At 37.9% G+C, this 24,657-nt stretch carries 29 protein-coding genes; 10 read left to right on the forward strand and 19 right to left on the reverse strand.

Annotated features, from left to right (window positions below; all coding sequences use genetic code 11):
- Positions 1-5 precede the first annotated feature (5 nt).
- Complete coding sequence (locus HMAT_RS11965) at positions 6-872, reverse strand: hypothetical protein (RefSeq protein WP_104382916.1); 867 nt, start codon at positions 870-872, stop codon at positions 6-8.
- Between the two features lie 66 nt (positions 873-938).
- Positions 939-1,079, reverse strand: a complete 141-nt coding sequence (locus HMAT_RS27050) for a hypothetical protein (protein ID WP_158655799.1) — start codon at positions 1,077-1,079, stop codon at positions 939-941.
- A 277-nt stretch (positions 1,080-1,356) separates the two neighbouring features.
- Between HMAT_RS27050 and HMAT_RS11970 the strand changes: the two genes are divergently transcribed.
- The 3 genes from HMAT_RS11970 to HMAT_RS11980 all read left to right on the forward strand — a co-directional run bounded on the left by HMAT_RS11970 (position 1,357) and on the right by HMAT_RS11980 (position 3,547).
- Positions 1,357-2,358, forward strand: a complete 1,002-nt coding sequence (locus HMAT_RS11970; RefSeq protein WP_104382917.1) for a helix-turn-helix domain-containing protein — start codon at positions 1,357-1,359, stop codon at positions 2,356-2,358.
- 106 nt (positions 2,359-2,464) lie between these two features.
- Complete coding sequence (locus tag HMAT_RS11975; RefSeq protein WP_104382918.1) at positions 2,465-3,052, forward strand: MauE/DoxX family redox-associated membrane protein; 588 nt, start codon at positions 2,465-2,467, stop codon at positions 3,050-3,052.
- 162 nt (positions 3,053-3,214) lie between these two features.
- The gene (locus tag HMAT_RS11980) at positions 3,215-3,547 is read left to right on the forward strand and encodes a hypothetical protein (protein WP_158655800.1); all 333 of its coding nucleotides are present in this window, start codon (positions 3,215-3,217) and stop codon (positions 3,545-3,547) included.
- A 37-nt stretch (positions 3,548-3,584) separates the two neighbouring features.
- On the opposite strand, the gene HMAT_RS11985 is transcribed toward HMAT_RS11980, so the two are convergent.
- The 4 genes from HMAT_RS11985 to HMAT_RS12000 are packed head-to-tail and all read right to left on the reverse strand — an operon-like array spanning position 3,585 to position 9,957.
- Positions 3,585-4,949, reverse strand: coding sequence for a RagB/SusD family nutrient uptake outer membrane protein (locus tag HMAT_RS11985; RefSeq protein ID WP_104382920.1), 1,365 nt, complete (start codon positions 4,947-4,949; stop codon positions 3,585-3,587).
- 11 nt (positions 4,950-4,960) lie between these two features.
- Positions 4,961-8,155 carry a SusC/RagA family TonB-linked outer membrane protein gene (locus tag HMAT_RS11990; RefSeq protein ID WP_104382921.1) on the reverse strand — a complete coding sequence of 1,065 codons (3,195 nt, stop codon included), beginning with the start codon at positions 8,153-8,155 and terminating at the stop codon, positions 4,961-4,963.
- Complete coding sequence (locus HMAT_RS11995; RefSeq protein WP_104382922.1) at positions 8,145-9,584, reverse strand: TlpA disulfide reductase family protein; 1,440 nt, start codon at positions 9,582-9,584, stop codon at positions 8,145-8,147. Before HMAT_RS11995 ends, HMAT_RS11990 begins: the two co-directional genes overlap by 11 nt.
- 4 nt (positions 9,585-9,588) lie before the next feature.
- Positions 9,589-9,957 carry a hypothetical protein gene (locus tag HMAT_RS12000; protein WP_104382923.1) on the reverse strand — a complete coding sequence of 123 codons (369 nt, stop codon included), beginning with the start codon at positions 9,955-9,957 and terminating at the stop codon, positions 9,589-9,591.
- Positions 9,958-10,628: 671 nt separating this feature from the next.
- Here HMAT_RS12000 and HMAT_RS12005 point away from each other — a divergent pair.
- A complete protein-coding gene (locus tag HMAT_RS12005) occupies positions 10,629-10,874 on the forward strand; it encodes a helix-turn-helix domain-containing protein (RefSeq protein WP_104382924.1) in 246 nt (81 codons plus the stop codon).
- A gap of 68 nt (positions 10,875-10,942) precedes the next feature.
- On the opposite strand, the gene HMAT_RS12010 is transcribed toward HMAT_RS12005, so the two are convergent.
- The 11 genes from HMAT_RS12010 to HMAT_RS12060 form a co-directional block, all read right to left on the reverse strand.
- A complete protein-coding gene (locus tag HMAT_RS12010; RefSeq protein WP_158655801.1) occupies positions 10,943-11,845 on the reverse strand; it encodes an LPO_1073/Vpar_1526 family protein in 903 nt (300 codons plus the stop codon).
- 6 nt (positions 11,846-11,851) lie between these two features.
- Positions 11,852-12,037 (reverse strand): hypothetical protein, encoded by a 186-nt coding sequence (locus HMAT_RS12015; RefSeq protein WP_104382926.1) that lies wholly within the window; start codon positions 12,035-12,037, stop codon positions 11,852-11,854.
- 63 nt (positions 12,038-12,100) lie between these two features.
- Positions 12,101-12,655 carry a hypothetical protein gene (locus HMAT_RS12020; RefSeq protein ID WP_104382927.1) on the reverse strand — a complete coding sequence of 185 codons (555 nt, stop codon included), beginning with the start codon at positions 12,653-12,655 and terminating at the stop codon, positions 12,101-12,103.
- Positions 12,656-12,666: 11 nt separating this feature from the next.
- The gene (locus HMAT_RS12025) at positions 12,667-13,860 is read right to left on the reverse strand and encodes an ImmA/IrrE family metallo-endopeptidase (protein WP_104382928.1); all 1,194 of its coding nucleotides are present in this window, start codon (positions 13,858-13,860) and stop codon (positions 12,667-12,669) included.
- Positions 13,861-14,019: 159 nt separating this feature from the next.
- Positions 14,020-14,331 (reverse strand): hypothetical protein, encoded by a 312-nt coding sequence (locus HMAT_RS12030; RefSeq protein WP_104382929.1) that lies wholly within the window; start codon positions 14,329-14,331, stop codon positions 14,020-14,022.
- 71 nt (positions 14,332-14,402) lie between these two features.
- On the reverse strand, positions 14,403-15,032 hold the full coding sequence (locus HMAT_RS12035) for a hypothetical protein (protein ID WP_104382930.1): 630 nt from the start codon (positions 15,030-15,032) through the stop codon (positions 14,403-14,405).
- Positions 15,033-15,680: 648 nt separating this feature from the next.
- A complete protein-coding gene (locus HMAT_RS12040) occupies positions 15,681-16,181 on the reverse strand; it encodes a hypothetical protein (protein WP_104382931.1) in 501 nt (166 codons plus the stop codon).
- Between the two features lie 19 nt (positions 16,182-16,200).
- A complete protein-coding gene (locus tag HMAT_RS12045) occupies positions 16,201-16,518 on the reverse strand; it encodes a colicin immunity domain-containing protein (protein ID WP_104382932.1) in 318 nt (105 codons plus the stop codon).
- A 40-nt stretch (positions 16,519-16,558) separates the two neighbouring features.
- The gene (locus HMAT_RS12050) at positions 16,559-17,089 is read right to left on the reverse strand and encodes a cysteine hydrolase family protein (protein ID WP_104382933.1); all 531 of its coding nucleotides are present in this window, start codon (positions 17,087-17,089) and stop codon (positions 16,559-16,561) included.
- A 10-nt stretch (positions 17,090-17,099) separates the two neighbouring features.
- Positions 17,100-17,462, reverse strand: a complete 363-nt coding sequence (locus HMAT_RS12055) for a hypothetical protein (protein WP_104382934.1) — start codon at positions 17,460-17,462, stop codon at positions 17,100-17,102.
- Positions 17,462-17,794 carry a hypothetical protein gene (locus HMAT_RS12060; RefSeq protein WP_158655802.1) on the reverse strand — a complete coding sequence of 111 codons (333 nt, stop codon included), beginning with the start codon at positions 17,792-17,794 and terminating at the stop codon, positions 17,462-17,464. The genes HMAT_RS12055 and HMAT_RS12060 overlap by 1 nt, the downstream gene beginning before the upstream one ends.
- A 102-nt stretch (positions 17,795-17,896) precedes the next feature.
- On the opposite strand from HMAT_RS12060, the gene HMAT_RS12065 reads away from it, so the two are divergent.
- Together HMAT_RS12065 and HMAT_RS12070 are read left to right on the forward strand one after the other, a co-directional pair.
- Positions 17,897-18,946, forward strand: coding sequence for a hypothetical protein (locus HMAT_RS12065; RefSeq protein WP_158655803.1), 1,050 nt, complete (start codon positions 17,897-17,899; stop codon positions 18,944-18,946).
- Between the two features lie 25 nt (positions 18,947-18,971).
- Positions 18,972-20,189 carry a hypothetical protein gene (locus HMAT_RS12070; protein ID WP_104382937.1) on the forward strand — a complete coding sequence of 406 codons (1,218 nt, stop codon included), beginning with the start codon at positions 18,972-18,974 and terminating at the stop codon, positions 20,187-20,189.
- A gap of 154 nt (positions 20,190-20,343) precedes the next feature.
- Here the strand turns inward: HMAT_RS12070 and HMAT_RS12075 are convergent, their stop codons facing one another.
- Positions 20,344-20,715 (reverse strand): winged helix-turn-helix domain-containing protein, encoded by a 372-nt coding sequence (locus HMAT_RS12075; protein ID WP_199768609.1) that lies wholly within the window; start codon positions 20,713-20,715, stop codon positions 20,344-20,346.
- A gap of 139 nt (positions 20,716-20,854) precedes the next feature.
- Between HMAT_RS12075 and HMAT_RS12080 the strand changes: the two genes are divergently transcribed.
- Entirely contained in the window at positions 20,855-21,424 is a 570-nt protein-coding gene (locus HMAT_RS12080; protein ID WP_104382939.1) for a GNAT family N-acetyltransferase, read from the forward strand.
- Positions 21,425-21,479: 55 nt separating this feature from the next.
- Here HMAT_RS12080 and HMAT_RS12085 read toward each other — a convergent pair whose 3' ends face one another.
- A complete protein-coding gene (locus tag HMAT_RS12085; protein ID WP_104382940.1) occupies positions 21,480-22,517 on the reverse strand; it encodes a hypothetical protein in 1,038 nt (345 codons plus the stop codon).
- 168 nt (positions 22,518-22,685) lie between these two features.
- On the opposite strand from HMAT_RS12085, the gene HMAT_RS12090 reads away from it, so the two are divergent.
- Genes HMAT_RS12090 through HMAT_RS12100 form a run of 3 tightly spaced genes read left to right on the forward strand, consistent with a single transcriptional unit; the run spans position 22,686 to position 24,641 of the window.
- Positions 22,686-23,300, forward strand: coding sequence for a Crp/Fnr family transcriptional regulator (locus HMAT_RS12090; protein ID WP_104382941.1), 615 nt, complete (start codon positions 22,686-22,688; stop codon positions 23,298-23,300).
- 38 nt (positions 23,301-23,338) lie between these two features.
- Positions 23,339-24,286, forward strand: coding sequence for a cyclase family protein (locus tag HMAT_RS12095; protein WP_104382942.1), 948 nt, complete (start codon positions 23,339-23,341; stop codon positions 24,284-24,286).
- Complete coding sequence (locus HMAT_RS12100) at positions 24,276-24,641, forward strand: SRPBCC domain-containing protein (RefSeq protein ID WP_104382943.1); 366 nt, start codon at positions 24,276-24,278, stop codon at positions 24,639-24,641. The genes HMAT_RS12095 and HMAT_RS12100 overlap by 11 nt, the downstream gene beginning before the upstream one ends.
- Positions 24,642-24,657: the final 16 nt, after the last annotated feature.

Consider the following 24,657-nt stretch of genomic DNA (forward strand, 5'->3'; position numbering starts at 1 on the left):
TAACCTTAAATAACAAAAATATTATAATTCAATCTATCTAAGATAAAAGTTTTCGACTCTACATGAAACGAAAAGGTATGCTCTGGATTCAGTAATTCGATCGATGCATCTTCAGAGTCATTTAAACACAGCATTCCATTGCGATGCAAGTAGTCCCAACAGGCCCAGTCTGCCCATTTACCGTTTAACCTATCCGATAGTAAGTCAAAAAGTTGTTGCATGCAGTCCTGAATATAGTCAGTCCGTCCTACTTCAAAAGTAGGATAGATAGGCTGTTGAATAGCTATGTTGACATTATCGCCGGCTAGCTTATCCAGTATCGGATATATTGGTACCTGTAGTAAATGGGAAATAAAAGCAATCCCACGTCGCACATAAAGCTTCTCATTAAAAAAAGATACGGGCACAAGAAGACCATCTATATCTCCAGTTCCAAGATTGCCGTCCGCAAATACCAGAATATGTCTACCTGAATATAGCGCTCTCTTCATTTGAAGCACGATATATTTGTCTTCGGCAAAGAGAAAATCAAAATGCCTATCTGCTACTTCAAGAGATGTCCGGTGCAGATTTAAGCTATGTCTGTACTTTTGATAAACTTTTTTGCTTATCAAAATATCAAAATCTATTCCCGCTCCAGCGAGATAGAGTGGCAAAAGCTCATGTTGTCCTAGATGGAAGCCAGTCAATATTCCAGCTCGCGTCATCTTATCAAGGCCTGTTATCGTAGCGCCATAAAGCGCTGGATTACGTGGGATATGATACTTTTTAAATATTGAGTACAGCGCATTATGCTCTTCCCAGGGTATTGACGGAACATAGTGATGTAAGTTGGCGCTGAAAAACGCATAGTTCATGTGGTCATTAGTCATATATAATTGGATTAAAAACAATCCCCGGCGTCGTAGCCGGAGATTGCAGATTAGTAGTTGCAGTTGTCAGAAGGCCCAGATTTCGCACTTATCCGCTTCATCTTCACCAGCTCGTGAAAAGATAGCCAGAAAGTCTGCCAATCTCACGACCTGCAGCGCTGTGCTATTATTCAGGACCAAAATCTTATTCGATACTATTTCAGTCATTGTTTACAATTTTTCAATTCTAAAAGTCCAAAAATCGCAGGGTTGGAAATCCCAGACTCTTGTCGACAGAGTTTGCTGAATCAGTACTACAAATATCCAATCCAATACACCGAAAAGGCGAATAAAAGCGTACTCAGCCTATTTTTGCGTCAACTTTCCTATTCACGCCAGTTTTGCCATTCGCGCGACGTTCGCGCAAAGAATCGGCTGTCTACGGTTAAATTCTTCCAATAGTTATCGCTGCTTCGATATTGCTCTTTTTATTAAAAATCTGACCATGCAAAAAAGCCTATTTATTGCGCTGGAGGAACACTATACTTCGACCAGCAACACCTCAGCCTTACGCCATATACTGGGCGTACAGCTTATGCAGATCGCCAAACCATCCTATTTTCAGAACGAACATGGAGATGAGGCGCTACTACAGGAGTTTGATGGGTTCTTGAGCTATCTGACCTCCTTGCATCGCTATGGACAACAAAGAAATAGCATCAGACTACGGATCGAGCGGGGCGACCTGCATGCTTTCTATGTATTGGAGTCTGCTGAGCCCATTCTATTAATAAAAGATCATCAACGGTTTGATCTTCATCCCAAACGGGGTTGTTACTGTTATCTTCCGCCAGGAGAATATATCTTGGAATTTCCTAAAGGGCATACCCAACTATTTTCCTTTTACTTCCGTGGCAAGATGTTCCGTAAAAACCATGAGCGACATTTCAATTTTTTGCACGAACTCGTTGCCGCTTTTCGCAATAAGAGTACACGACCATTTCAGAGCATTGATTTCAGAATTGGCCCACGTACCCGAGTGATGATCGGGCGCCTACTCGAACATTTGCGGTTTATCGATCTGGATACCGAGCTATTTCTACATCGGCAGATCCTCGAACTGCTCAAGCTCAGTAAAGAAAAAATTTTTGAGGAGTATGAAAAGGTTTATGACGGGAGTATCCTAGCGCTCCAGGTACGGGAAGAGATACGGCGGAGCATAGCGGTAGATGGCCAGGAATTTAGGCTGGATGAGCTGCCACCCCTATTCAAAAAAAGCCAGCAATATATTGGACGGGTATACAAGGCTGTATTTGGCCATTCACTAAGGCAATGCCGTAAAGACTTTTTAGTCGAATTGGCAAAGGAAAACCTGATCAGATTATCCAATAGCACACAAGCTGCTTACGCCTGTAGCTTTAACAGTGTGCAGCAATTTGATAAGTTTTTTAAGAACACTACCGGAATGACACCCTCTGAATACTTAGAAAAAATTCGGGGAGAGTAGCTTGAGGTTTCGATTTCGACAACAGTGCTGTTTCTAGTTTGACACGTCTTAGCTCCTTTGCTGACCTAACTTTGCTTTACACAGTATGTAAGTAAAAGACAGCAACATGAACATTAAAGCCAAACATATCATTACACAAAGTATCCGCATCTTTCTGATGGTATTTTGGCTCTATGTGTCTGTCGACAAATTGCTCGAGCTGGATGCTTTCCACGCGGCTCTACAGCGCCAGCCACTCGCTACGTTTCTGACTGACCTATTGTATTGGCTTCTACCATTGACTGAGCTGCTTCTTGGCTTATTGTTTATCGGAAGATATAGACATTACGCTTACTTACTTTCCGCTATTCTACTGTTTTCATTTAGTGTATTCATTGCTCTGGGACTCGTGGGTTTCTATCCAAACCGACCATGCGGCTGTGCCTCTGTTTTCAGCCGCTTATCCTGGTCTTGGCACTTGGTCGTCAATCTGATTCTGTTGATCCTGTCCATACTGGGATGGTACTTGACTGGCCCAACCAGCCCCATGCACAAAGAGGAACAACACGGCAAAGAAAACGCCAAAGATCCCCTCCTTTCTATCGTACTTTTGGTGCCGCTATACCACTTCCTAATGGTGGTCAGGAAGCGATTTCCAGAGAAATTTGCCTTGTTCCCGGCTTGGGCCGGTATAGCTTTAAATTATGACACGTGAGCTGTGCCACGTAAAAAGCACAGCCGAGATACTTATTGATAGAGACATCTCGTTAAAGCAAAGTCTTGATCGCTATATATTCAACCAAAGTTTTTTGAGGTAATCTTTTTTTGATCAAACGCAATATAAAAAACTTGATTGCGTAAAATAAAAGGCCATAAAATGAGAACTATACAGCTCATAAAAAATAATGCAATGCTTTTGATCGCAGGCTTAGCAATCATAGGTTTCAGTTCATTTAAGATGATCGACAAATTCGAAGCAAAATCAGGTGCAGTTACCAAATGGTATCCAGTTGCTGCAAACGGGCAAACTATCGACACATCAAATCCGCAAGATAATCCCCCCGCAGATAGCGAATGTCAAGAAGAAAATCCTGGTAATACCTGTTTTATTAAAATGACAACTACAGCTTCTGTTCCGACGTCAGTGAATGATGCACTATCAGATCCTACAGTTTCTGAGATTGAACAATATCATCGCGATGTAGAATAAAAATGTGAAAGGCCCGATCTAACTCGGGCCTTTTACTTTAACGTTCATTTTGTGCTATTCCTGTTATCCGAATCACCTCGTTCGGAATCGGAAACACATAACGCCTACTTTGAGGCTCCAAAGTATAATCTTTACCATCAATAGACCTTTTTAACATTACCTGCGTATCGCTATGCCGATTATATCGTTTAAGATCCATCCATCTAATACCTCGAAAGACCAGCTCTCGACGCCTTTCATCCCTTAGGTATGCTAATAGATTATTCTTGGCAGTTGGTACATCCTGCTCCGTATTATATCTAAATTTTGCAAACTGTTTGAAAGTTTCAATTGCATCCTGAAGCTTACCCTGCTGTGCCAAAGCTTCAGCTTTATTTAGCCATATTTCATTAACCGCTAATCCCATAAAAAAGGAAGCTGATCCATTATAAGAGCCCTTGTATTGAAAATCACTACCAGAAGCTTTGAAAAACAAGCTTTTCCTCAGATCACCTTCGTTGTAAAGTGAATATAGTTCTTTTGACACATTTAACCTTGTAGCGTTTAAAATAGTATAAATGGTCATATTGGTATGGAAAATCACTTCCTTATTAAACAGTCCAAAGGAATAATTTAACGAGGTAGAAAGTGAAGCATAATCAAGGAGATCTGATTGCAATGAAAGACTTTCCGATGCCGTATTTTCTGCCTGAGGATAATTCTCCATAAACAGGTAAAACCGAGAAAGAAAGGCCAATGCAGCAGCCTTTGATGGCCGTGTTTTTACCAGAGGCAGCCCCTGCAAGAGATCTACGCTTTCCTTCATGTCGTTTTCAATTTGTGTCAGCGTTTCCCGTACCGTACTCCTAGTTGTTGGCAAAGTAATATCGGAGGCCAATCTTAAGGGGATTCCCAATTCGGTATCCCATGTCTTTGGATCGTATAGTGCGCCAAAACAATTGTATAATTCCCAGAAAGACCACGCACGGATAAACAATGCACTTCCCTTGATATCGTTAAATTCCTGAACATCATAAGGCTCTGTTACAGCCTTCAGACGCTCCAATATCAAATTACAATATAAGATCCGCTGGTAAGGAGCATTCCAATCATCTATCCCCTCAAAATTCCCATAGATATCCGCAGCCCATGTATACATATTTTTTTGTTCGGCTCGAGATAAAGCCGCCCAAATATTCAGATTGACATAGTAGTCATCCGTAGACATTTCGGGCATCCCATATCCAGCCAGTTTACTGATGATGGACGAGTTATCCAATAGTGCCCTCAAATCCGTAAGCGTTGTTGGGATCGATCGGGCGCGATCAGGAATTGCATCCAAGAAATCCTTTTTACAGGCATTTGTTATTAAGGTGAGCAAGCCAAACATGGTGTAGCAAGCAATACATTTTATTTTTTTCATTATTCAAATCATTAAAAATCAATCTTCAAAAGCATTGACGCCCGTAAAGGGAGTGCATAAAAACTCAATGGCATATCGGGATCTATATGTTCCTTGGATTTGGACCAGAGTATCCCCAAGTTTTTTACATTGAAACTTAAATCTACCTTTTTAAACAGCCTGTTTTTCCAAGGAAAGGTATAGGCAAACTGAATATCCTCCATACGAATATTAGCGGCGGATGCTATTGTCTGTTCACTCATTTGATACACCATATCCCGCTGTGACATCGACGCTAGGTCTTTGGGTATACCCGGCACTGATGTATGGTTTTCGTCTCCCGATTGCTGCCAACGATCCACCATCTCAATGTGGCCCATCCAGTTGTTCAGTAAGCTATAGTAAGACAATGAGGGTCTACGATACACATAGCCTGCTTTAAAACTCAGCAGAAAACTAACGTTAAACCTACCAGCAATATTAAATGAGTTTCGCCACGAACCGAACCATGTCGGCACTGTACTACCTGCATACACAAGATCCGACAACTCCAGTCCCTGTAGGTAAGCTGCATAATTTTTGGAAACCGTACCATCAGTCAGGTAAACAACCGGATCTCCCTCATTATCCAGACCATTCCATTTGTAGCTATACAGATAATTTTGAGGCTTACCAACTTGAGGCGGTGAGAATACCTGCTCCTGACCAAGGTAAGTAGCAATAGCCCAGCCGTTCTGACCATCATCATATTGTGTGACTTTATTGTTTACATAGCTGAGAATCACATTGCCCGTCCAACTGAACTGATTACGCTTAATCGCCTGTACAGTCAGGTCAACATCAAGACCTCTGGTCAAAGCATTCGCATAATTAATCCGGTTCCGTAAAATTTGATTATCAATTCCTGTTGTCGGATCCACAATCGCATCACCGATCAGGTCACGCCCCCATTTATTATAAAATTCAACCTGCCCGACAATCCTGCTGTTAAATAGACCGAAATCCAGCCCCAAATTAAGTGTTCTTATTTTCTCCCACCGTAAAGATGGATTACCTGTATTGGCAAGCGTACCACGAGTAAGGCCGTTAAAGGAATCATTGCCGTATGTAGCAATAGGATATGCCGTCAATGTCTTATCCACATTTCCATTTTCGCCAATTGTAGCCCGTAGCTTTAAGGCTGAAAGCAGATCGCTTTTAAACCAATGCTCTGCTTTCACATTCCACATTAAACCAGTAGACCAAAGCGGAACGCGCTTTTGATTGAAGTTTACACCAAACAGATTACTTTGGTCTACACGTACGCTAGCTGTAGCAGTATACCGACGATCAAAGGTGTAGCCCACATTGGCATAGTATGCCTCATATCGATCCGTTTTCAACATCGATCTACTATCAGGTGCAGGAATATATCCCCAATTTCCTTGCGGACTCATCTGTACTGGATTTTTATAGTCAATTGATGATGCTCCCACCAACGTTTGATCGTTAATACCATACACGGTCATTGTCGGAGTCCCCTCGATGATATTTTCATTCCTTTCTACTCCAGCAAATAGATTCAGCTGGTGAAGGTCCTCGAAATTACGGTCAAAAGAAAGGAAGAATCTAGTCGCATATCCCCTTTGCGAATCACTTGATGTATGAGATAGACCACCTTTCGGTATAGCACGCGTGCCGTCTGGTGAAGTATACTGATTAATCAGGTTTCTACTCTCATAAGAATTTGATAAATAATATTTTCTCGATGCAGAGCTGCCTACCGTATATAATTGCTTAAATCCGATATCAAGACCGAAAGGAAATTTATAGCGCAAGCCTCCATTAAATCGAAATGATAAATCACGGTCTCTGTTTTCCCGCCATAGATAATCCCGCTCAGGATAGAAGCGCCAATCAAGATAGCCATTTGATTCTGCCGATTCAATATACGGCAGACTATAACGCTTCTGGATGCCATATTCATCTCCAAAAGAAGCATATGGAAGAAGGTAGGATTTGCCTGTGGCAATGATATTGCTTATACCCATGCCATCGTTTTTGATGACATTATGCATCACCTGCGTTTCGATATCCAGTGTCAACGCATCAGTCAGTCGGTAATCTATATTGGCGACGACATTGGTTTTAGCATTCGAATTATGGCGAATGGTAATTTGGTCCGCCTGATTCGCTATAGAAAAGTAATAAGAACCCTTCGCAAACCCACCGGTACTATTTATACCATATCGCAACAGAATGGGCACTTGGTATAATTCCTTACGCATCTCATTGACGAAATCCCTTTGCCGCATCACTGTAGTCCATGAATTTAAATCCGTTTCGAATATTTTTCCATTTTTAAGATCAAATAACCGATCGACATACGGAGAGTTCAGTGTCCAGTCGTTCTGCTCATACCATCCTTTATCAAAGAAAGTCTTCTCCATGTCCATAAATGTACCCGCATTAATATGATAAGGTGATCTGTCAAAATTTGGTTTTGAAGCCGCTTCAAGTCCTGTATAAAACTGGAAACTTTGTGGTTTTTGACTTCCTTTTTTTGTTGTCAGCACGATCACACCGTTCCCAGCCCGTGCTCCCCAGATACTTGCCGCCGAGGCATCACGCAAAACCGAAACCGTGGCAATATCTTCCGGATTGATATCTGTGATACTTCCATTAAAAGGGAAATTATCGAGGATAATCAGTGGTGAGCCGTCACCAAATATGGTGGTCATTCCCCGCAATCGCAGCTTGGGAGTTCCCTCGCCCTCTCCATTATTATCCTTACGGATAAAAGCTAGTCCCGTGGTTATATTTTCCAGTCTACTGAGAAGGTTCGCTGAATTGGAACGCTCCAATTGTTCCTTTCCTAACACCTGAAATGAGCCTGCCGACCGTTCTTTGGATATCGACTGATAACCTGTTTGTACCAATACCTCTTCGATCTTTCTGACAAGCGGTTGAAGTACAATGGTCCTCTCCGCCAAAAGCCGACTGCCAGCAAGCGTATCCGTACGATAGTTTAAATGCGACACCACATAGCGATCGGCAAGCGACACTGTTATCAAAGCAAATCCATTCTGATCCGACATCACGGCATTACTGCTCCCCAACATCTTTAGGGAAGCACCTTTGATTGGTCTTGATTCGTCATCTGCGATCCGGATATTTAACTTTGTCTGTGCAAGACTACTTAAACAGATTATTTGCAGGAGCAAAAAGATTAGAGCATTAATTTTCATCCGATACCTCCTCTCCAACTGTTGCGGCTTGTGTGAGATGAATACTGAGCAAAGGATGCTCACAAAGCTCTACATGGATTCCATGCTTTTTCAGTATAGCGAATACAGTGGGCAGATCCTGTAATGAACAGGCAAAGTCGATGCTGTACAGTTGCTCTGTATAGGCTTTATCCCATACGATCGGTATAGGATTATGCTTGTTTTGTTCTGCAATAATGCCAAGGATATTTTCTAGTGGAATATTGACAAATCGAGCCTTTCGTGTATTGGGATCAAAAAAGTTTTCCGTTTTTAATCCTTTCAATGTTTTGTTTGACGGATAAACAGTAATCAAGTATTGTTTTCTCAGCATAGGCTGCAACGAGAAGGACACACCAAACTTTTCCAGTAAAAATGAACGAAGATCTTCCCTGAATATCGTCTTCGGATCAAGATCAGTTGTACTATCTATATTGATAAATTCATAACAATAATAATGATCCTTTTTCCATTGAAAATTCCACTTAGATCGCTCTACAATCGGCATACTCGCAAACTTCTCATAATCGTAGCACAAGCGTTCTCTAACCGAATCAGGAATATCATACACCAATCTGTTGAATCGGCCGTAATGCGGTATATCTCTGCTATAAAGTTTGTAGAGCATATCTTCAATAGCTCCATTGAGATAGCGTAAGTAAGATTTAGTTGTTTTCAATCGACCAATATGCCAATTGAACGAGCGATAAAAAGCCCGGTTTGAACCATATTGAGTAATGACCTTTTCCTTGAGGAAATTCTTTAAATTGATACTGTCTTCATAATCGGCGAATGCAGGCTTTTTAAATTCTGCTATTGTTTTTCTTTGAATAGCCTTTTGGATATTGCTATCCGTAATGTAATCGCTGGAATTTGACAACAGGAGCTTACCATCCGCTATCCATATCGAATGCGGTAAGGAGTGGCGCGGAAAGTACCTCTTTAAAATCTGATCTTCATAGACAGTAAAGACTGGATTATTGCTTCTAGCACTAAAGGTCTGTATCTTTTCTTTGGATTCATCTGTTACAGCAAGTATCGCGATGTCTTGACCATATATGGATCGGTATCCCTCTAGTTTGGGGAGCATCTTAATGCAAGGAGCACACCATGTCGCCCAGAAATCAATGATAATCAGTTTTTTGCTTTTAAAATTTGAGAGCTTAATCGTATTATTTCCCTTGTGGTCATTTATAACTGTCAACGGCAAATTCCATAGGTCTGTAGGAATAGAATCCCCTACTTTGAGCGATTTAATAGAAAGCCCATCGGCCCCGCTGTCCTTGCGGGGCGTCTGAGCTGATAAACTAAACATAGAAACTAGAAAGTATAAGATGACGAGTACCGCGATCTTTAATATCTGAATATTTAGCAATACGCTGTTATTGGATTGTAGTTTTAATCTTTTCATAATTCTAGGAATTTTTATTGGAAGGTGATACCCGTTGGAAGAAATCCGAGATCGTTTTAGAAGTCTCTATCTCCTCTTTGTTTACCTCTACTGAAATTGACACTTTACCTAGATCCATTTGATGCGTGTGGATCATTAGATAAGCTATCAATGTGCGGAGAAGATCGACGGAGAATTCAGACAATTGTGGATTACTCTTTATCTTTTCCTTATCGCTCGTGTTGGGATGTAAAGCAACGATATAGTTTTTAATTGTGCTTAGAGGATACTTATCCCAAAAGTCTTGAACATTTTTAACAGGATCATATCCTGATCGATGGGTCTCGTAAATCACCATATCAAGGAGGACTAGGTGAGCATAATTGGATCTCATTTTTTAGATTTTTAATCTCAAGCTTAGGGCATAGCTATTCCAGTCCGACTGAATCAGCTACTTTTTCAGGCCATAAGCCATGTGTAATAAAATTGATTAATTGGGGTAGCTAGAATTCTTCTGAATGAGTATCACTAGGTAAATAATTGGGCGTCTCGAATTCCATAGCTGATGTGACCAGATCATTGCTGGCTGAATCATACCGAGCTACTCGGGAGATTTGAAAATGTTTTTTGTGGTTTGTTTTTTCATTTGATATAAAATAAAAAAGCATTGATTACACTGTAACAATACATGTAATCAATGCTTTTTGTAGTATTTATACAACAAAAGTTGGGTGATCGCTTACTGTCGCCGTAACAAAAGCCCTGGCGAGGCCCCCAACCTCTGAGGAGCGATTGGGATGACAATACGGCGCTGATAAGTAAGCGTCAACCCTACCTCAGGAAATATTTTCCAAAGATAATGAATTGACGCATTACCCACACTCGTATTGTCATTAATTAAATCGCCAGATTTGTTACGAGTATTGTTATGAGTCTATATTTATTAGCTTATGTTCTTATTAATGTCTTTTCTATAATTTCATTTTTAATACAATAACAAAGATAAAATTAAAATGTAATACATGCAATACATTTTAATAATATTTTTTGAAGTCTTTAGCTTTTATGGAGAGTAAAGCAAAAATTAGTAAAATTGAACAATATATTATTGACTTTATTTATAAGCTAAGGAAAGAGAAAAACTTAAATCAAGCTGATATCGCCACAATTATTGGAGTAAGCCGAGTTTTTGTAACCAATGTAGAAAATCCATCAAATAGAGCAAAATATAATATCGATCATATCAATGCCTTAGCTGACCATTTTGGAATGTCTCCAAGAGATTTTTTGCCAGAAAAAGCTATAATGTAAAATAAAAATCGACGAATTTGGACAAGAATCCAAAAGGAAATAGTGTCAAATATCTAATCCTTCCCTAATTAATGAATCCACCTTTCTGGTGTTTCTTTATAATAATTTTGGATCTTATTGAAAAAAGTAATAGCGACTATCTTTCCAACTGGAGTTAAAGCGATGTTCCCCCCAGCCTTATTTTCATATATCTGCCAATACGAATAAAACGATGGGCAAACAACCCTTAAATGTTCTTTAAATGAATCTTTTGAGATATTAGAAAAAATCTCGTATTTGCGACGAATATTCTCCAAAGTATGATCTTCCATAATCACTTCGGAATGTTTTATCAGCCCGTATAATTCCAACACTTGTACATCTGTATTGTTAATTTCCTTCACTAAATCCAAACCTCCTAAAATAAGTCTCTTTCCAACGTCAAGAGATTCAGCTAAAGTATCCCGTACAAAATGAAAATGCTTTATCCCGAATAATAATGTTAAAAATTGTATTTGTCTAGTGTTTAAATACTGTACAGCATTTAGACTTTCAGAGGCCATCATAGAAACAACTTCGGTAGTAGCAACTTCCAATCTCTTAGTCAAAAGTTCCGCTAATAAATCTAGATTTCCCTTTTCACCTTTTCGAGCTGCTCCTCTGATTGCATCATTGAGATCTGCTTGAATATCCGGTTCGCTAAGTTTCTCAACATCTATTTTATCAGCTTTTTCCCTCAATTTAGTTTCGAATTGCGTATAAAACAGTTGAACATGCTCTTCCGCTTGTTTCAAGGCTTTTTCCTGCAATTTTGGAAAATTTTTATCAAACAACAATTCAACGATTTCCTTAACATCCTTAAATTCTAGCCCATATGTATTAATTACCACATCCTTGCCTGCTTGAACATTAGTTGAATTATCACCAGCATTCTGATCTAATTTATTAGATGACCCCATAATATATTTAATTACTATTTCAAAAATCTTCAAAACATATTATTTACTATTTATCTTTATATCTCTCCCCGCTTGGTACCCTTTAGAATTATTACCTAATTTTTGCTTTTGGCTCGCCCCATTATTCTTATTCTTGATAAAGATCCCGATAATCGCAACTAGAATAATACCTATACTTCCAGAAAGCATTTGGTGCTCTTTAACAAATTTTAAAACCTCTTCCATAATATAACTTAATATCAATCACTATTTAATTTTTATGCCCCAATACTTAAAATTGCTTGTTTATTACAAGTTATCTCCCAATGTTAACATTGCTTTTGCCACGCTCGCAGTAGTATCATCATAATCTTCGTGTTGATATTCATGTCTTTCGTTGAGCATATAGAAATCACGATAAAGTTCAAAAGGATTTTGCGAGCTACCTACCCATTTTATAATGATATCCAAGATCTCATTCATAACTGGTTGAAAAGTCATACGTCCATCAGACCCGCGAACTCCTGCTCCATCTGACTTACGCTTGCCGAGATTTAAAAAGATATTTTTCTCATCATAAATAATATCACGCATCTCCTTAGCTTCATCTCCTTTTGGTAAATGATCCATTAATAGCTTCCGAATTCCTTTGTAGTAAATGTTATACTTTTCTTCGGGATTCTCCAGTTGTTTACCAACTAACTCACGTAGTTCGTCGATTTCCCTCAAGCTTCCAGATTCACCATCGATAGTTAATTGCTTGCCTTTTTTCTCATGTGCACGCCGCAATAATTCCAGACGCTCTAAATCTGCTTGACCGACAGCTTCGTCCTGTTGTGCTTTCTTTTTATTATTATTCTCCATAAAATAGTTTATTAATTGATTTCAAATACAGCTTTTATTTTTTCACTCGCAACCCGTACACTCTCCTCATTCCATGCAATTGGATTCAGCCGAGCAACTGCAATTTTATAATCGGGATAGAACTCCTTGAAGGCTCCATAATAATTCTTACCATAAAGGTCCTTTTGGTACCAAGCATAGAACGAATAAACTAACGATGGGTGAATCTCCTTGTCCTTAGCAAACCGCTCGACAACATATGCATTTTTGATATAGGTCTTGATATAATCAAAATCTGCTTTTGGCATAAAGTATTCACGCGCAAAAGTATTCGCTTTCTCCTCTATCAAAAATAGATCTTCATCATCCGACAAATGATAACGATTGGTACTAATTGCATCATAATCAAACAAAACATGGTGTAACTCATGAAGTAATGTAAACCAGATTGTAGGATATTTTCTTGGATTGTCTGTCAATACAATGCATGGCTTACCATTGATAATAAAAGTCGCCCCTTTAACCTGCGTTGTGGTCAAATACTCCTGAAATATAACTGTAACCCCAATATTGTATAGGGCTCTACATACCGTATAAAGACCGTTTTTAACATCTTGCGAATATGGCTTCATATTAACGATAACGTCCTTCAATCGCTCACGTTCGTACTCATTCGAATTGTCAATCAGCTTGAATGTTTGATAAGCTGAACGTACCCAAAAATCTTTCATCTTATCCGAGAACTTACGTTTGACTCTGCTATACAACGGTGTAACAAGTTCCTCTTCAAACGACCGAATGGAATCATAACCAAAGTAATGTAAAACCCGCTCCACAAGTAAATCTACATCATCAACATTCTCAAAAAAACCTTCCTTTGTAAGTGCTTTTACATCAAAGTTTTTCATTAAGAATTTCACCTTGCGTGCACGATCTATCGAAGCTATATTTTCAACATTCTGGTTTCTAAGCACCATTTGGATAAAGTCATCTACATCAACATCTAAAAACTCGGCGATTTTAACGACATGAATAAGATTCGGCTGCTTGGCTGTACCATTAATGATATCTTCAAACACATCTTTATCTATACTCAATAACTTAAGCGCTTTGGTCTTTGTGATCCCATATTCTTCTATCTTCTCATCAAAACGTGCTTTCAAATCGAAGGACACCTCGTCATTGAATATTTCCTGAAGAAGCTTATCTACATCTATATTTTTCATTTCTGAAAGTATTTACCCTCAAATATACAGCAATTTTATAATAAAAAAACAAAAATAAAGGGTAAATACCCTTTATTTTTGTTGTAAAAAAATCTAATCAATATCCATTTATTTAGACTTGCAGGATGATTTAAAGTTAATTTACTGGTCATTCATCCATTATAGTGATTCATTATCTAAAAATTGTTTTACCCTAATTAATACGCTAACATGTGTTGTCATTCCTGACTTAATAGCATTTAGCATCATACTTGAATTTTCTGAGAGTCTTTCCAGTTTCAAAAGCATTTTAATTTTATCTTTTTCGTATTGGGCTAAATCCTCTAACCTATTTTTCGCATTTGTTTTACGATCTAAATGGGTAATAATTAGTGTAATAAAAATAGGGATTGCAATAGCCAAAGATGGTATGATAAAATCTTTCCAATTTTCTCTTGAAAGAAAAAAATCTATAATTAATTCTATGTTCATTAAATAAGTTTAACAAAATATCCACTACAAATAAATTAGATCACGCCATTTAGAGAATGGCGTGATCTAATTTATCCAATCTCTTTCAATTCAATTTCGACCCTTGTAATAACTTCACTGGATCGATCCAACACATATTGTATCCTTTCATCGGAATACGAAATAGTTTGATAAGAATGATCACTAGTGTTGTAAACAAATACCCGCACAGCAGAAAGACTAGTTGCTTTCATCTTCCAAGCTATCCAATATTGTTCAATAGGCAATCGCAAAGTATTTCCGAAGTCAAACTCACTCTCTGTCAAAACGACTCCGACTGGATTTCCATATGAGTCCTTAAATACAGCGCAACTTTGTCCTCCTATTGTATGTCCATCTTTTAATTTCACGTTCATCTGTGAATAATTGAGTACACAAGAAAGACCTTCTTCGGTCAAAAATGTATAAAAATTCTCAAGCACAGCCAGGCACAATTCTCTACGTTTTCGATTTTTCCTATTATCGGCAAATTCGTCTCTCAATCTAATTTCAAGGAATGTCTTAGCTTCCTGAAAATTGATATTTCCCTTTGCTAAAGAATAACAAATCTCGTGAGTTACTTTATTAAACCCACCTCGAACAATTGCCACTGTCTTTAGTAACTGCGCCATCCCTTTTGGATTCTCCTGTGCAAAATCTAGCTGTCTACATGACAATCTCATCACAACCTCCTTTTCTACAGTATCCTACCATCAAACTTGCTGCAATTCTGGCATGCAGACTCCTCCCATTTCCTCCAAAACCTAGTTTTGAAAGTTCCGTTGTATTCTTACGAATCATCTTTGAATAATATGAGTTAAGAGGTCACTAAACTCATTAAATTAGGGGAGCCAAACCAATTGTCATTTTTTCAATTAAATTATTACGAATTAGCGTAAATATTTACATTTGAAAACCAAATATGAAGACGGGTTTGGACCTGTCCCAAAGATTTTAAGCCACATTCGCAGTGTGGCTTTTATCTTTCTACAACAAATATCAGGGATTTTTTTGCGAAGCGGTAGTTTGACTTTTACACATTTTGGACAAAAGATTGTCATAGGATGCGTTTGCTGCTTATTACTAACATTAACTACCTGACATACTGAAGTGTATGAATGTGGATAACTTTAAATTATAAAATATTACGTTATTGTTACGAAGAAAGTACTCAATCATAAAACAGTCATTTTTACCCACTTAAACTTTTAAATATTACTATTTATCCTACTTTTGCACCACTCTGACGGAAAAGGGGATTACCTCTTCCCTAGGTGCCTTCAGGATTATATATTCACCTATCGGAAAGTTACCTACTTCCCATGTAAAAACTATCGAAAATTCAATAGCGTTTCTTTTGTACTTTCCAGAAATTCATCCATGTTAAAACAGTATCGTTTATATACTTTTTGTTCGCGACAAAAATAGGAAAGCTCACCTTCTCCATTATTCAATCCAATATAATATATCTGTGTAGGTGTGCCTCTCAAATGAAATTTATAATCAGAAAAGCACTCTTCCAACTCTTTGTAGTACAAATACTGCTCATCCTCACTGAAGAAAAAGAATCGCTCGTAACCGAGATTTCGCAATTCGGCAATGGATTTATTCCCATCATTTAAGACGTTTAAGTTTTTGATAGCTAGTATACCCTCAGCCTCATCAAACCATTCTATAACTTCATTAATATCCCACTCCCAATCAAGTATATTTTCGGTTAAACCTAAATATTCATAGTTTATCTGAATACTCCCCCAAAGTCCATTGAGTTGATCTTCTTCGTATGGATTCGCTTTCCTTTCAAGAGTAAAATACAATTTCCCGCAATTCATTTTTTCGAAATTTAGTTATTTACGATATCAATTCTTCAAGCAATACTAAATGAGCTCCTAGCCGTCTTTTAAGTTCAGATTCACTAATATTAAATTGATCCCTCTCATCATACAATTCATCAGGAGCATATTCGTCCACATCCAAGAATAGCGTATCCAAAATTCGGTAGATTCCATTGTCAGAAACAGATGCCATCCAGTGGATATCTTCCCTCCTAAGCTGAAGAAAGCTCGTCTCAAAAACTGAAACTGCGATCTCGTTATTTAGGAAAGCACGTAGTAAATAAAGATATTTCCGAAGCTGGATCTTTTCCATTTGGGTTAAACTTGTGCTCATATCAGACTTGAAGTTAAATAGTTCATACGAGGGCTGTCATTTATAAAATTACATCACAAGTTTCAACTCGAATCATCCCTCCTGTGGACGTCATTTCTGACCACAACCAATTGAAATAGTCTATCACCTGCCGGGCAGGGATTATGGGGCTGTCAGCGGTGGTATGTCCATCGGCAGCTACAGTAATAGAATAGTCCTTCGTCAAGGCCGATTTTATTGTAGCATCCACACAAAAATCTGTGGCACATCCGGTCAAGACCAATTCCGTCACGCCGCTGCTGGTCAATAACGTTTGAAGTTCTGTTTCATAAAACGAATCATTTACTGTTTTAGAGACAAATATATCTGTGGGTCCTCTGATCAGCTCTGGTAATAACGACCAATCTTCTGTCCCCGGCAGAAAACAGTTTTCCTTTGTCCCATCATGCTGTATAAAAATGACCAGATCCCCGTTCTTTCTGAACGCCTCAGAAAGTCTGTTGATCCGATCAATAACAGCAAAGGTATCATACCGCAGCTCATAGGGCCTGAAACTCCCCAATTGCATATCTATTATTAGTAAGGCTCTCATTAACGCAAAATTATCGACTAATATAATCTCTATATTCTTCCTGAATCACTCCTGCTGAAATATATTTATTAGGAGAGGCTTTATAAGTGACTTCTGCAAAACTTAATGCATCAGCAATCGAATTAAAAACATGTATCACGCCAAATGGCTCATCTGGATCAACCAATGAAAACGAATATATGTCCAAGAAATCTTCATTTCCCTCATTAAAGGATTCAAAATAGGCTACAGAAAAGCTTTCGTCCTTCTCCATGTTAATACTTAACCACTTGAGTATAGTATAATCCTCCTCCTGGACATCACCCAACCATTGCTCCACAGACTTTCCAAGCCTCAATCTGGATTGAATTTCATCTTCGTTTAAATACCGCATCACACATTTATTGAGACATCTGGAATCTTTATCAAAGGAGAAAAATCACCTTTGAAAATATCCAGTTCGTAAAAATTATCGTCAGTATCTAAAATAACTGTTATTACTAATAGCATATCGTCAGCGTCATGGAATTCCATATCATTTAAGATACCTCCTGTACGGCGCTTATCCTCCCCTTCAACAACAACTTTCAGACTCCCCATACCGCCATCGTTCATTTCCTCAACAAATAGGTCTTTCAATGAAGCAATAATTGCGGCTCCTTCCGGTGTATAATAAACCAAATAAGAAATCAGCTTTATTTCCGCAGAGGTCAGTCTTCTCTTCATATTTCGCATAGTTCTATTGGCTTATCGACGATTCATCTATATAAAGATCAATAATCACTTACACAAAACAAACTTTTACTATATTTATTTACCAAACCTTTTATGATGAGCATACAAAGTATAAATAGAGGATCTGGATACTATACTATTTCAACAGGTTTTGAAGAGACTGATTTACGGGCTCTGGCGGTGGATAGCAGTACAAAATATATCCAATTTTCCACTCCGCTATCAAATGATGAAATAGATTTATTGGAAAAGGTTATTTTCTCCCAAAGGGAGGATATTGCATTACGGATATTTGGACATTACTCCACAGCTTGTGACCTGACTTTTCTGGAACGTATTCCCTCCCTGAAGAAGGTTTCAATAGATTGTTTAATTGAGGCAACTGGAATCAATACGGTTAACAAGTTAAAAAACTTAGAAACGTTAGCTGTCGGTATTCTAACTTTGGACAATTTTGACTTTTTACAAAAAATCAACCCCAATCTAAAAGAGCTATTCTTGTATCAAACCAGATCCAAAAAACCGGATATTAAAGGTATTGAAAGATTCGAAAACCTGGAATACCTCTATCTTGAAGGGCAACAAAACGGAATCAATGCGATCAGTAAACTAAAGGATCTAAAAAAAATTGTTCTACGTTCGATCTCAACCCCTAACATTGATTATCTTGAGGGACTAAAACACTTATGGTCGGTGGACATTAAACTCGGTGGAATAAAAAGTTTTGAAGCTCTAAAAAACTTACCCTCAATTAAATACCTGGAACTTTGGCAGGTACGTGGGCTTTCTGATCTCTCATTTATTTCAGCACTGTCATCTCTGCAAAATCTATTTATTCAATCACTTAAACAGGTAACTGCATTGCCTGATCTTTCTACAAGTAAATTATTGCGACGGATTTCACTAGAAAACATGAGTGGATTGACAGATGTATCTTCATTAAAAGATGTTCCAAATCTGAAAGAATTCATAATCTGGGATGGAAGCCAAAATGCAGAAGTTTTTTTACCTGTATTTGAAAACTCTAATGTAGAAAGTGTAAGTGGTTTTTTGGGCAGTAACAAGCGGAACGAGCGATTTGCTGAACTAGCCAGGCAGCATCATAAAAAGGCGTTTGAGCATAGTGATTTTATGTACGAATAGTTTCTCAAAACAGCGAAATATTGACATGATACATATTCGAGCAGCGATCTTATTGGTAGGTTTTCTCTTGCAGCTACAGGATGTATATGCACAATCTAAAAAGATGGAGGATAATACGGCTACAATTGATATTCACCAAGAATCGCTGTCGAAAAAATTAGGACTGCCAGATCTGAAAAAGTCTAATCATGAATTTGCTTTTAGATTTTGGGTTCGCGGACAGGCAATCGATATCACTGCAGACAGCACACGTATTATAGGTACCGTAACGAACTATATATACCATCAAAAAAAATCCACTGATTACAGAACAGATACCTTATTCAATAAAGCGACCCTTTCCTCTGATCAGGCAAAGGCCGCTTATGAACTTTTTCTGAATCTTAAGTTGCTAAATATACCTACAGGTGAAAAGATAAAGGGATGGAGCAAGGGGGCTGACGGTATAACCTATATCATAGAACAGGCATACAATGGGAATTACAGTGCAAAAAGCTATTGGACACCCTCCATTCAACATGGGCTGTCGGAAGCAAGAGCAATTTCGGATTTCGTGAATAACTTATCGGATACGCTAAGACTGGAAGAAGCCTTCCAGTCATTCAAAAACACATTACCCCGTAAAGGGTGTTATCATACTGGTGGAATGGCAGTAATCTGCTATGTTTCGAACAGTTTTTGGGCGGGCTATAGCGCTGCGACAAAACTACCCTATGGTTTTTACACCGGTTATAATGCAGGATACATAGGAAGTACAAAAGTGAATTTGGGTGCATCACTGCAATATAATTTCAGCGGGAATGGTTTTTACCATTTGCACACCGCCCTAGCTAAGAGTAAAATCTTCTATGAAAAGACTAACCTTACTGATTATATCGCCTATAACTACCAGAAGAGAAAGATCACTATAGAGAATGCTACCAAGAAGTTTGAAAATCATCAGCTCATGTACGGCTTGCTGCTTAAGAACAATTTTAAAGTTGGAGGCGGTATAGATTATCTGAGGAAAGAAGGTAACCTAGGTGGTGTCTATCTTTCTGCATCAAAAGGATTTACGAAACCTAATATCAATGCCGGAATATCGGCATCCTTATTCGAAGGTCGAACCAATTATAAAATTGATCTGTCAAAGTCTATCTATTTTAATAGCAGATTTTTTGCAAAAGGATTGTCGCTTGGTGTCAACTATGAAGATTTTATGAGGTATAAAGATGTTTATTTTAATATCGCACTGTTGTTATAGTGATTATCATCGCGTTATCATCCTCATTATCAACCGCTCTTTTTTATTTACTTTTTGCCATTAATAGATAACTCAGAACAAAGAAAGTAAGTACAAACATAGCTGCTTGAATGATAAATACCCGGTAAAGTAGATCTCCTTCGGCATACTTACATTAAAATCTAGTTTCAAGCTTATAGCCTTTACCACGCACCACAACAATATTGATATCGGGAACTGTTTCCAATTTTTTCCTGAGTTTGGAAATAAACATATCCAAGCTGCGCCCAACAATCACCCCCTCATCTTCCCATATCTCTTTTTGCAACCGACTCCTAGATATCGTCTCATTAGGGGATAGAGCAAAAATATGCATTAGCCTTGCTTCCGTCCGAGTCAGATCTATATTTTCATTATTTATCCTCAATAGCTTTTCATGGGGATAAAATTGGATCGAGCCAAAATGGACTACCTCTGCAGGCTGATCGTCTTTGGGTATTTTTTGTAATGCACGTGGTCTAAAAACAACAAAACAGATAAAAGCCAACGCTGATAGACTCCCCAATATATAAACATTCTTCGCTTCATGTTCTATTGGTCTGAATTTGATGTCAATGATATAACACCCACTAGGTTGGTCTTGGGATTTTTATCTATATTAGCTTAACACAAATAGCCATTATCCAATGACTTTAGAAAAATTTTTCTCATCCGAGTTGATTCTTGAAAATGATTCGATCATATTACGCCCTTTGACTATAAATGATATTGACAGCATTGAGTCTATTAGTTTTCACAAAGAATTGGGCGAATTTGGAGCGAGGGTGAAGAACAGAAATGATTTAATGGAATATTTCAACTTCAATCTAGGTGCAAGGACAGAAAAAGAACTTTACCCGTTAATTATCATAAACAAAAAAACGAAGGATCCAATCGGAATAACAATGTTCGGAAATATTAGCTTTCAACATAAAAGATTGGAAATAGGCTGGACATGGATTGGAAAAAAATTTCAGGGAACGGGTATCAATGCTAGCTGCAAAAGCCTTCTTCTCGATTATTGCTTTGACAGTCTGGACCTAAGAAGAGTAGAATTTAAAGTCGATATCAAAAACCTCAAATCACAAAAAGCTATAGAAAAGATCGGCGCCATCAAGGAGGGATTTTTAAGAAACTACAACATTCAATCTTATGGAGAAAGTGAAGGAACTTACGTGTATAGTATCCTCAGGGAGGATTGGAAAAAAAGCATATAAAGTATTTGATCAAATTAATAATCCACATCTAGCCAGATGTGGATTATTATTTATTCTAAGCCTGCTGCCCACTAGCCCGATCAGATGCCAGTTTTAAATTAAACTGTGTTTTTAATTCATTGACTAAGGTTAAAGCTGTCAGCAAGTCCGTTGCATTTTGGGAAGCCACATCAGCTACTGCCCCAGATTTTTTCACTGCACCAACGGCATCGACAGATGCTTCATTTTCTGATGTTATTATCGTTAGCCATTCACCAGCAACATTACGCGAAATTTTCTGAATATAGATATTACTGTTACCTATCGATCTATAAGGCATGTAATAACGTGTCGCAACAAGATTAGCCACCTCAACTTTTAATGTTCCGGCTACTCCAATTGGAAGGCCGATCGTGCTTGCTGCAATGGTATCATTGGTAATATTATATAAACCAGAGATACTGAAAGTCTCGCTACTTGCATCGCCAATATTCTCCCCCGAAACGATATTACGCCTAAAGCTTACCGATTGGGACAATTTAAAATTTGGCGTATTGAACAGAGCTGTCAAAGTTGCCTGGGATTCCAACCGGATCCGGTTACCATTTCCCCAGAAATTGTTTGTATCGAAGGTACCTGATTCCAATAGATATCCGCCAACTTTCAATGTATTATAAAAGGTATTTCCATCAATTTCATTGCCATAGCTTTTAGAGAGAGTATTCGCACCTGAGTCCAATACGATACAGGCAACGGCTGCCGCTTTGGCTACTCCCCACCGATTAAAGATATTGCCCTGGATTTTGGAATTCGTGAGTCCCTCGGACAAGATGGAAGATCCGGAACTGATCGTGAAATTATTGTTGCTAATAATTGTTTTATCAAATCGATCAGCATGAACAGCACCTTTGGAATTGTAAGAAGGATTGGTTCCGGTATCGGAATAACGCTGCGCATGATCGACATTATTCGATGTAATGTTGCTATTAATAATATGACCTCCTTTAACAAAAGGACCTAAAAGTGTATAATCAATATTACTACCGACAAGACTATTGACAAGATTACCTAGTCTGGGCAGGTAAATACTGTACTGAGAACAGCAATAAAACAAGGAGACTGTAAAATCTATAATTAGGTTTAATTTTCATTTTTATGTATTTGGGGCATGTCAAACAAATTAAATATATCCAATTGAAGAATTTTTACTATTTTCATTAATAATATTTTATCTACATTGACAAGAATATGCATCAATTGTGGAATTTTTAAAATATAAAGCTTGAAAGATACTCAATTATATCATTTAATTAAAATTATTAGGCAGTTGTTCCCTTTGAATGATAAGGAGATTTTACTCTTGAAGGATGGTATCAGCATTTTTTCCGCAGAAAAGGAAAATAACCTGATCAGACCGCTGCGTGTTGCCGATCGGCTTTTTTTTCTAGAAAAGGGAACTGTTAGAAGTTTTTATCAGAAAGATTATAAAGAAATCAATACCGAATTCTTTTTTGAAAATGATTTTTTTACTGCGTTTACAAGTTATCTGACCCAGGAAAAAACCAATTTGCATTTTCAATGCATTGAACAATGTGATTTAATAAGCATACCAAAGGAAGTCATTGATAAATTGCTCCGGGAGGATACCAAATGGAATATTTTATTGAATAATATTTTAGCCAAAGAATATATCAAAAAATGCCGAAGAGAGAGTTCCTTTCTGCTTTTGGATGCCAATGAACGATATCACTATTTTCTAAAACAGTTCCCGGATGCAGATAATCGGATACCGCTTTTCCATATCGCGTCATACCTTGGGATGAGTCCTGAAACACTCAGTAGAATCAGGAGTAAAAAACTCAATCAAATTGATCTAAGTCAAGTAAACAATATTTAGATTTCCACACTTTTGTCATAGTAAAATTGAAATATCCTATGGAAAAAAGAGTAAAATTTGACTTCGAGATATTCTTTACTAACGGTGGTAGTATCAAGGGGGAAGATTTCAGATTAGATATATCCGGAGACGATATCATTGACAGTGCCCTGGCGGACTACATCGTTGAAGATATGCAGTTGCTAATGGTAGGAAAAGTTAATATCCTTAACAAAGAAATCCTCATTGAATCTCATAAACGTAAGCCAATTGATGAAAGTGTGGTGGAAGATGTCTTAATAGATTTAAGTCATACAATCGAAGATGGCCTGATAACTTACAAGGGGCTACCCGCACCGATTATTTGCGACTATCTCTCCAGAGAACAATCAAAACAGAACTATGACAGCGATACATCTTTTCAAATTGGAAAAATAGAGATGATCTCTAACACCGGAACTTATATCGATTGTCCATTTCATAGATTTGCGGATGGCAAAGACACAGCTCAAACAGCATTAAAGGATTTTGTACAGCTGGATGCAGTGATGATCCATATACCATTTACAGAAACCCTGAAAATTACGGAAGATCATCTTAAAAATAGAGAAATCAGGAATAAGGCTGTATTAATACAGACCGGCTGGGATAAACATTGGAATACGGAGCTATATTATCAGAACCATCCATTTCTTACCGAACAGGCGGCAATGTATCTTCGGGACTGTAAGGTCAAACTTGTAGGTATTGATTCCCATAATATAGATGACACGGATGGGAGAAGAAGACCTGTCCATACGGTGCTATTGGGTGCCGGGATTTTAATCGTTGAACATCTCTGCAATTTAAATAAATTACCGGCTGAGAATTTTACGTTTACAGCCGTTCCACCAAAATTTAAAGGTGTGGGGACTTTTCCGGTCAGGGCATTTGCTTCCGTTAAAAGAAATAATTATATTCAAATACGAAATTGCTTTCAGCAAGAAACACAATTACATGAAAAATAACGTAGGATTAACAAAAGATGCAGGCTGGCAGTTCGGAATCAGAAAAACTATGCCAGCGAACCTGGAAACACTGTGGAATATCGTTTTTTCAGACCGGGGATTAAGTTATTGGTCTGAAGGCGTAGACCAGGGTTTTTCAACTTTTAATAAATATTCACATATCCGGACAAAGTGGAGGCACAAAGATTTCACAGAAGATGCCAATTTACAGATCAGATTTATTCCTTCGAAAAATCAAGATAAAACAACAATTTCATTTCATGTTGATAAATTAAAAAATGAAAGTCAGCGTGAAGTGACGAGAGAATATTGGTCAAAAGTGATTGAAGATCTAAAGCTGTTGCTGGACTCTTAAATCCCATGTGAATAGG

The organism is Sphingobacterium sp. HMA12, assembly GCF_002933815.1.
Taxonomy (GTDB): domain Bacteria; phylum Bacteroidota; class Bacteroidia; order Sphingobacteriales; family Sphingobacteriaceae; genus Sphingobacterium.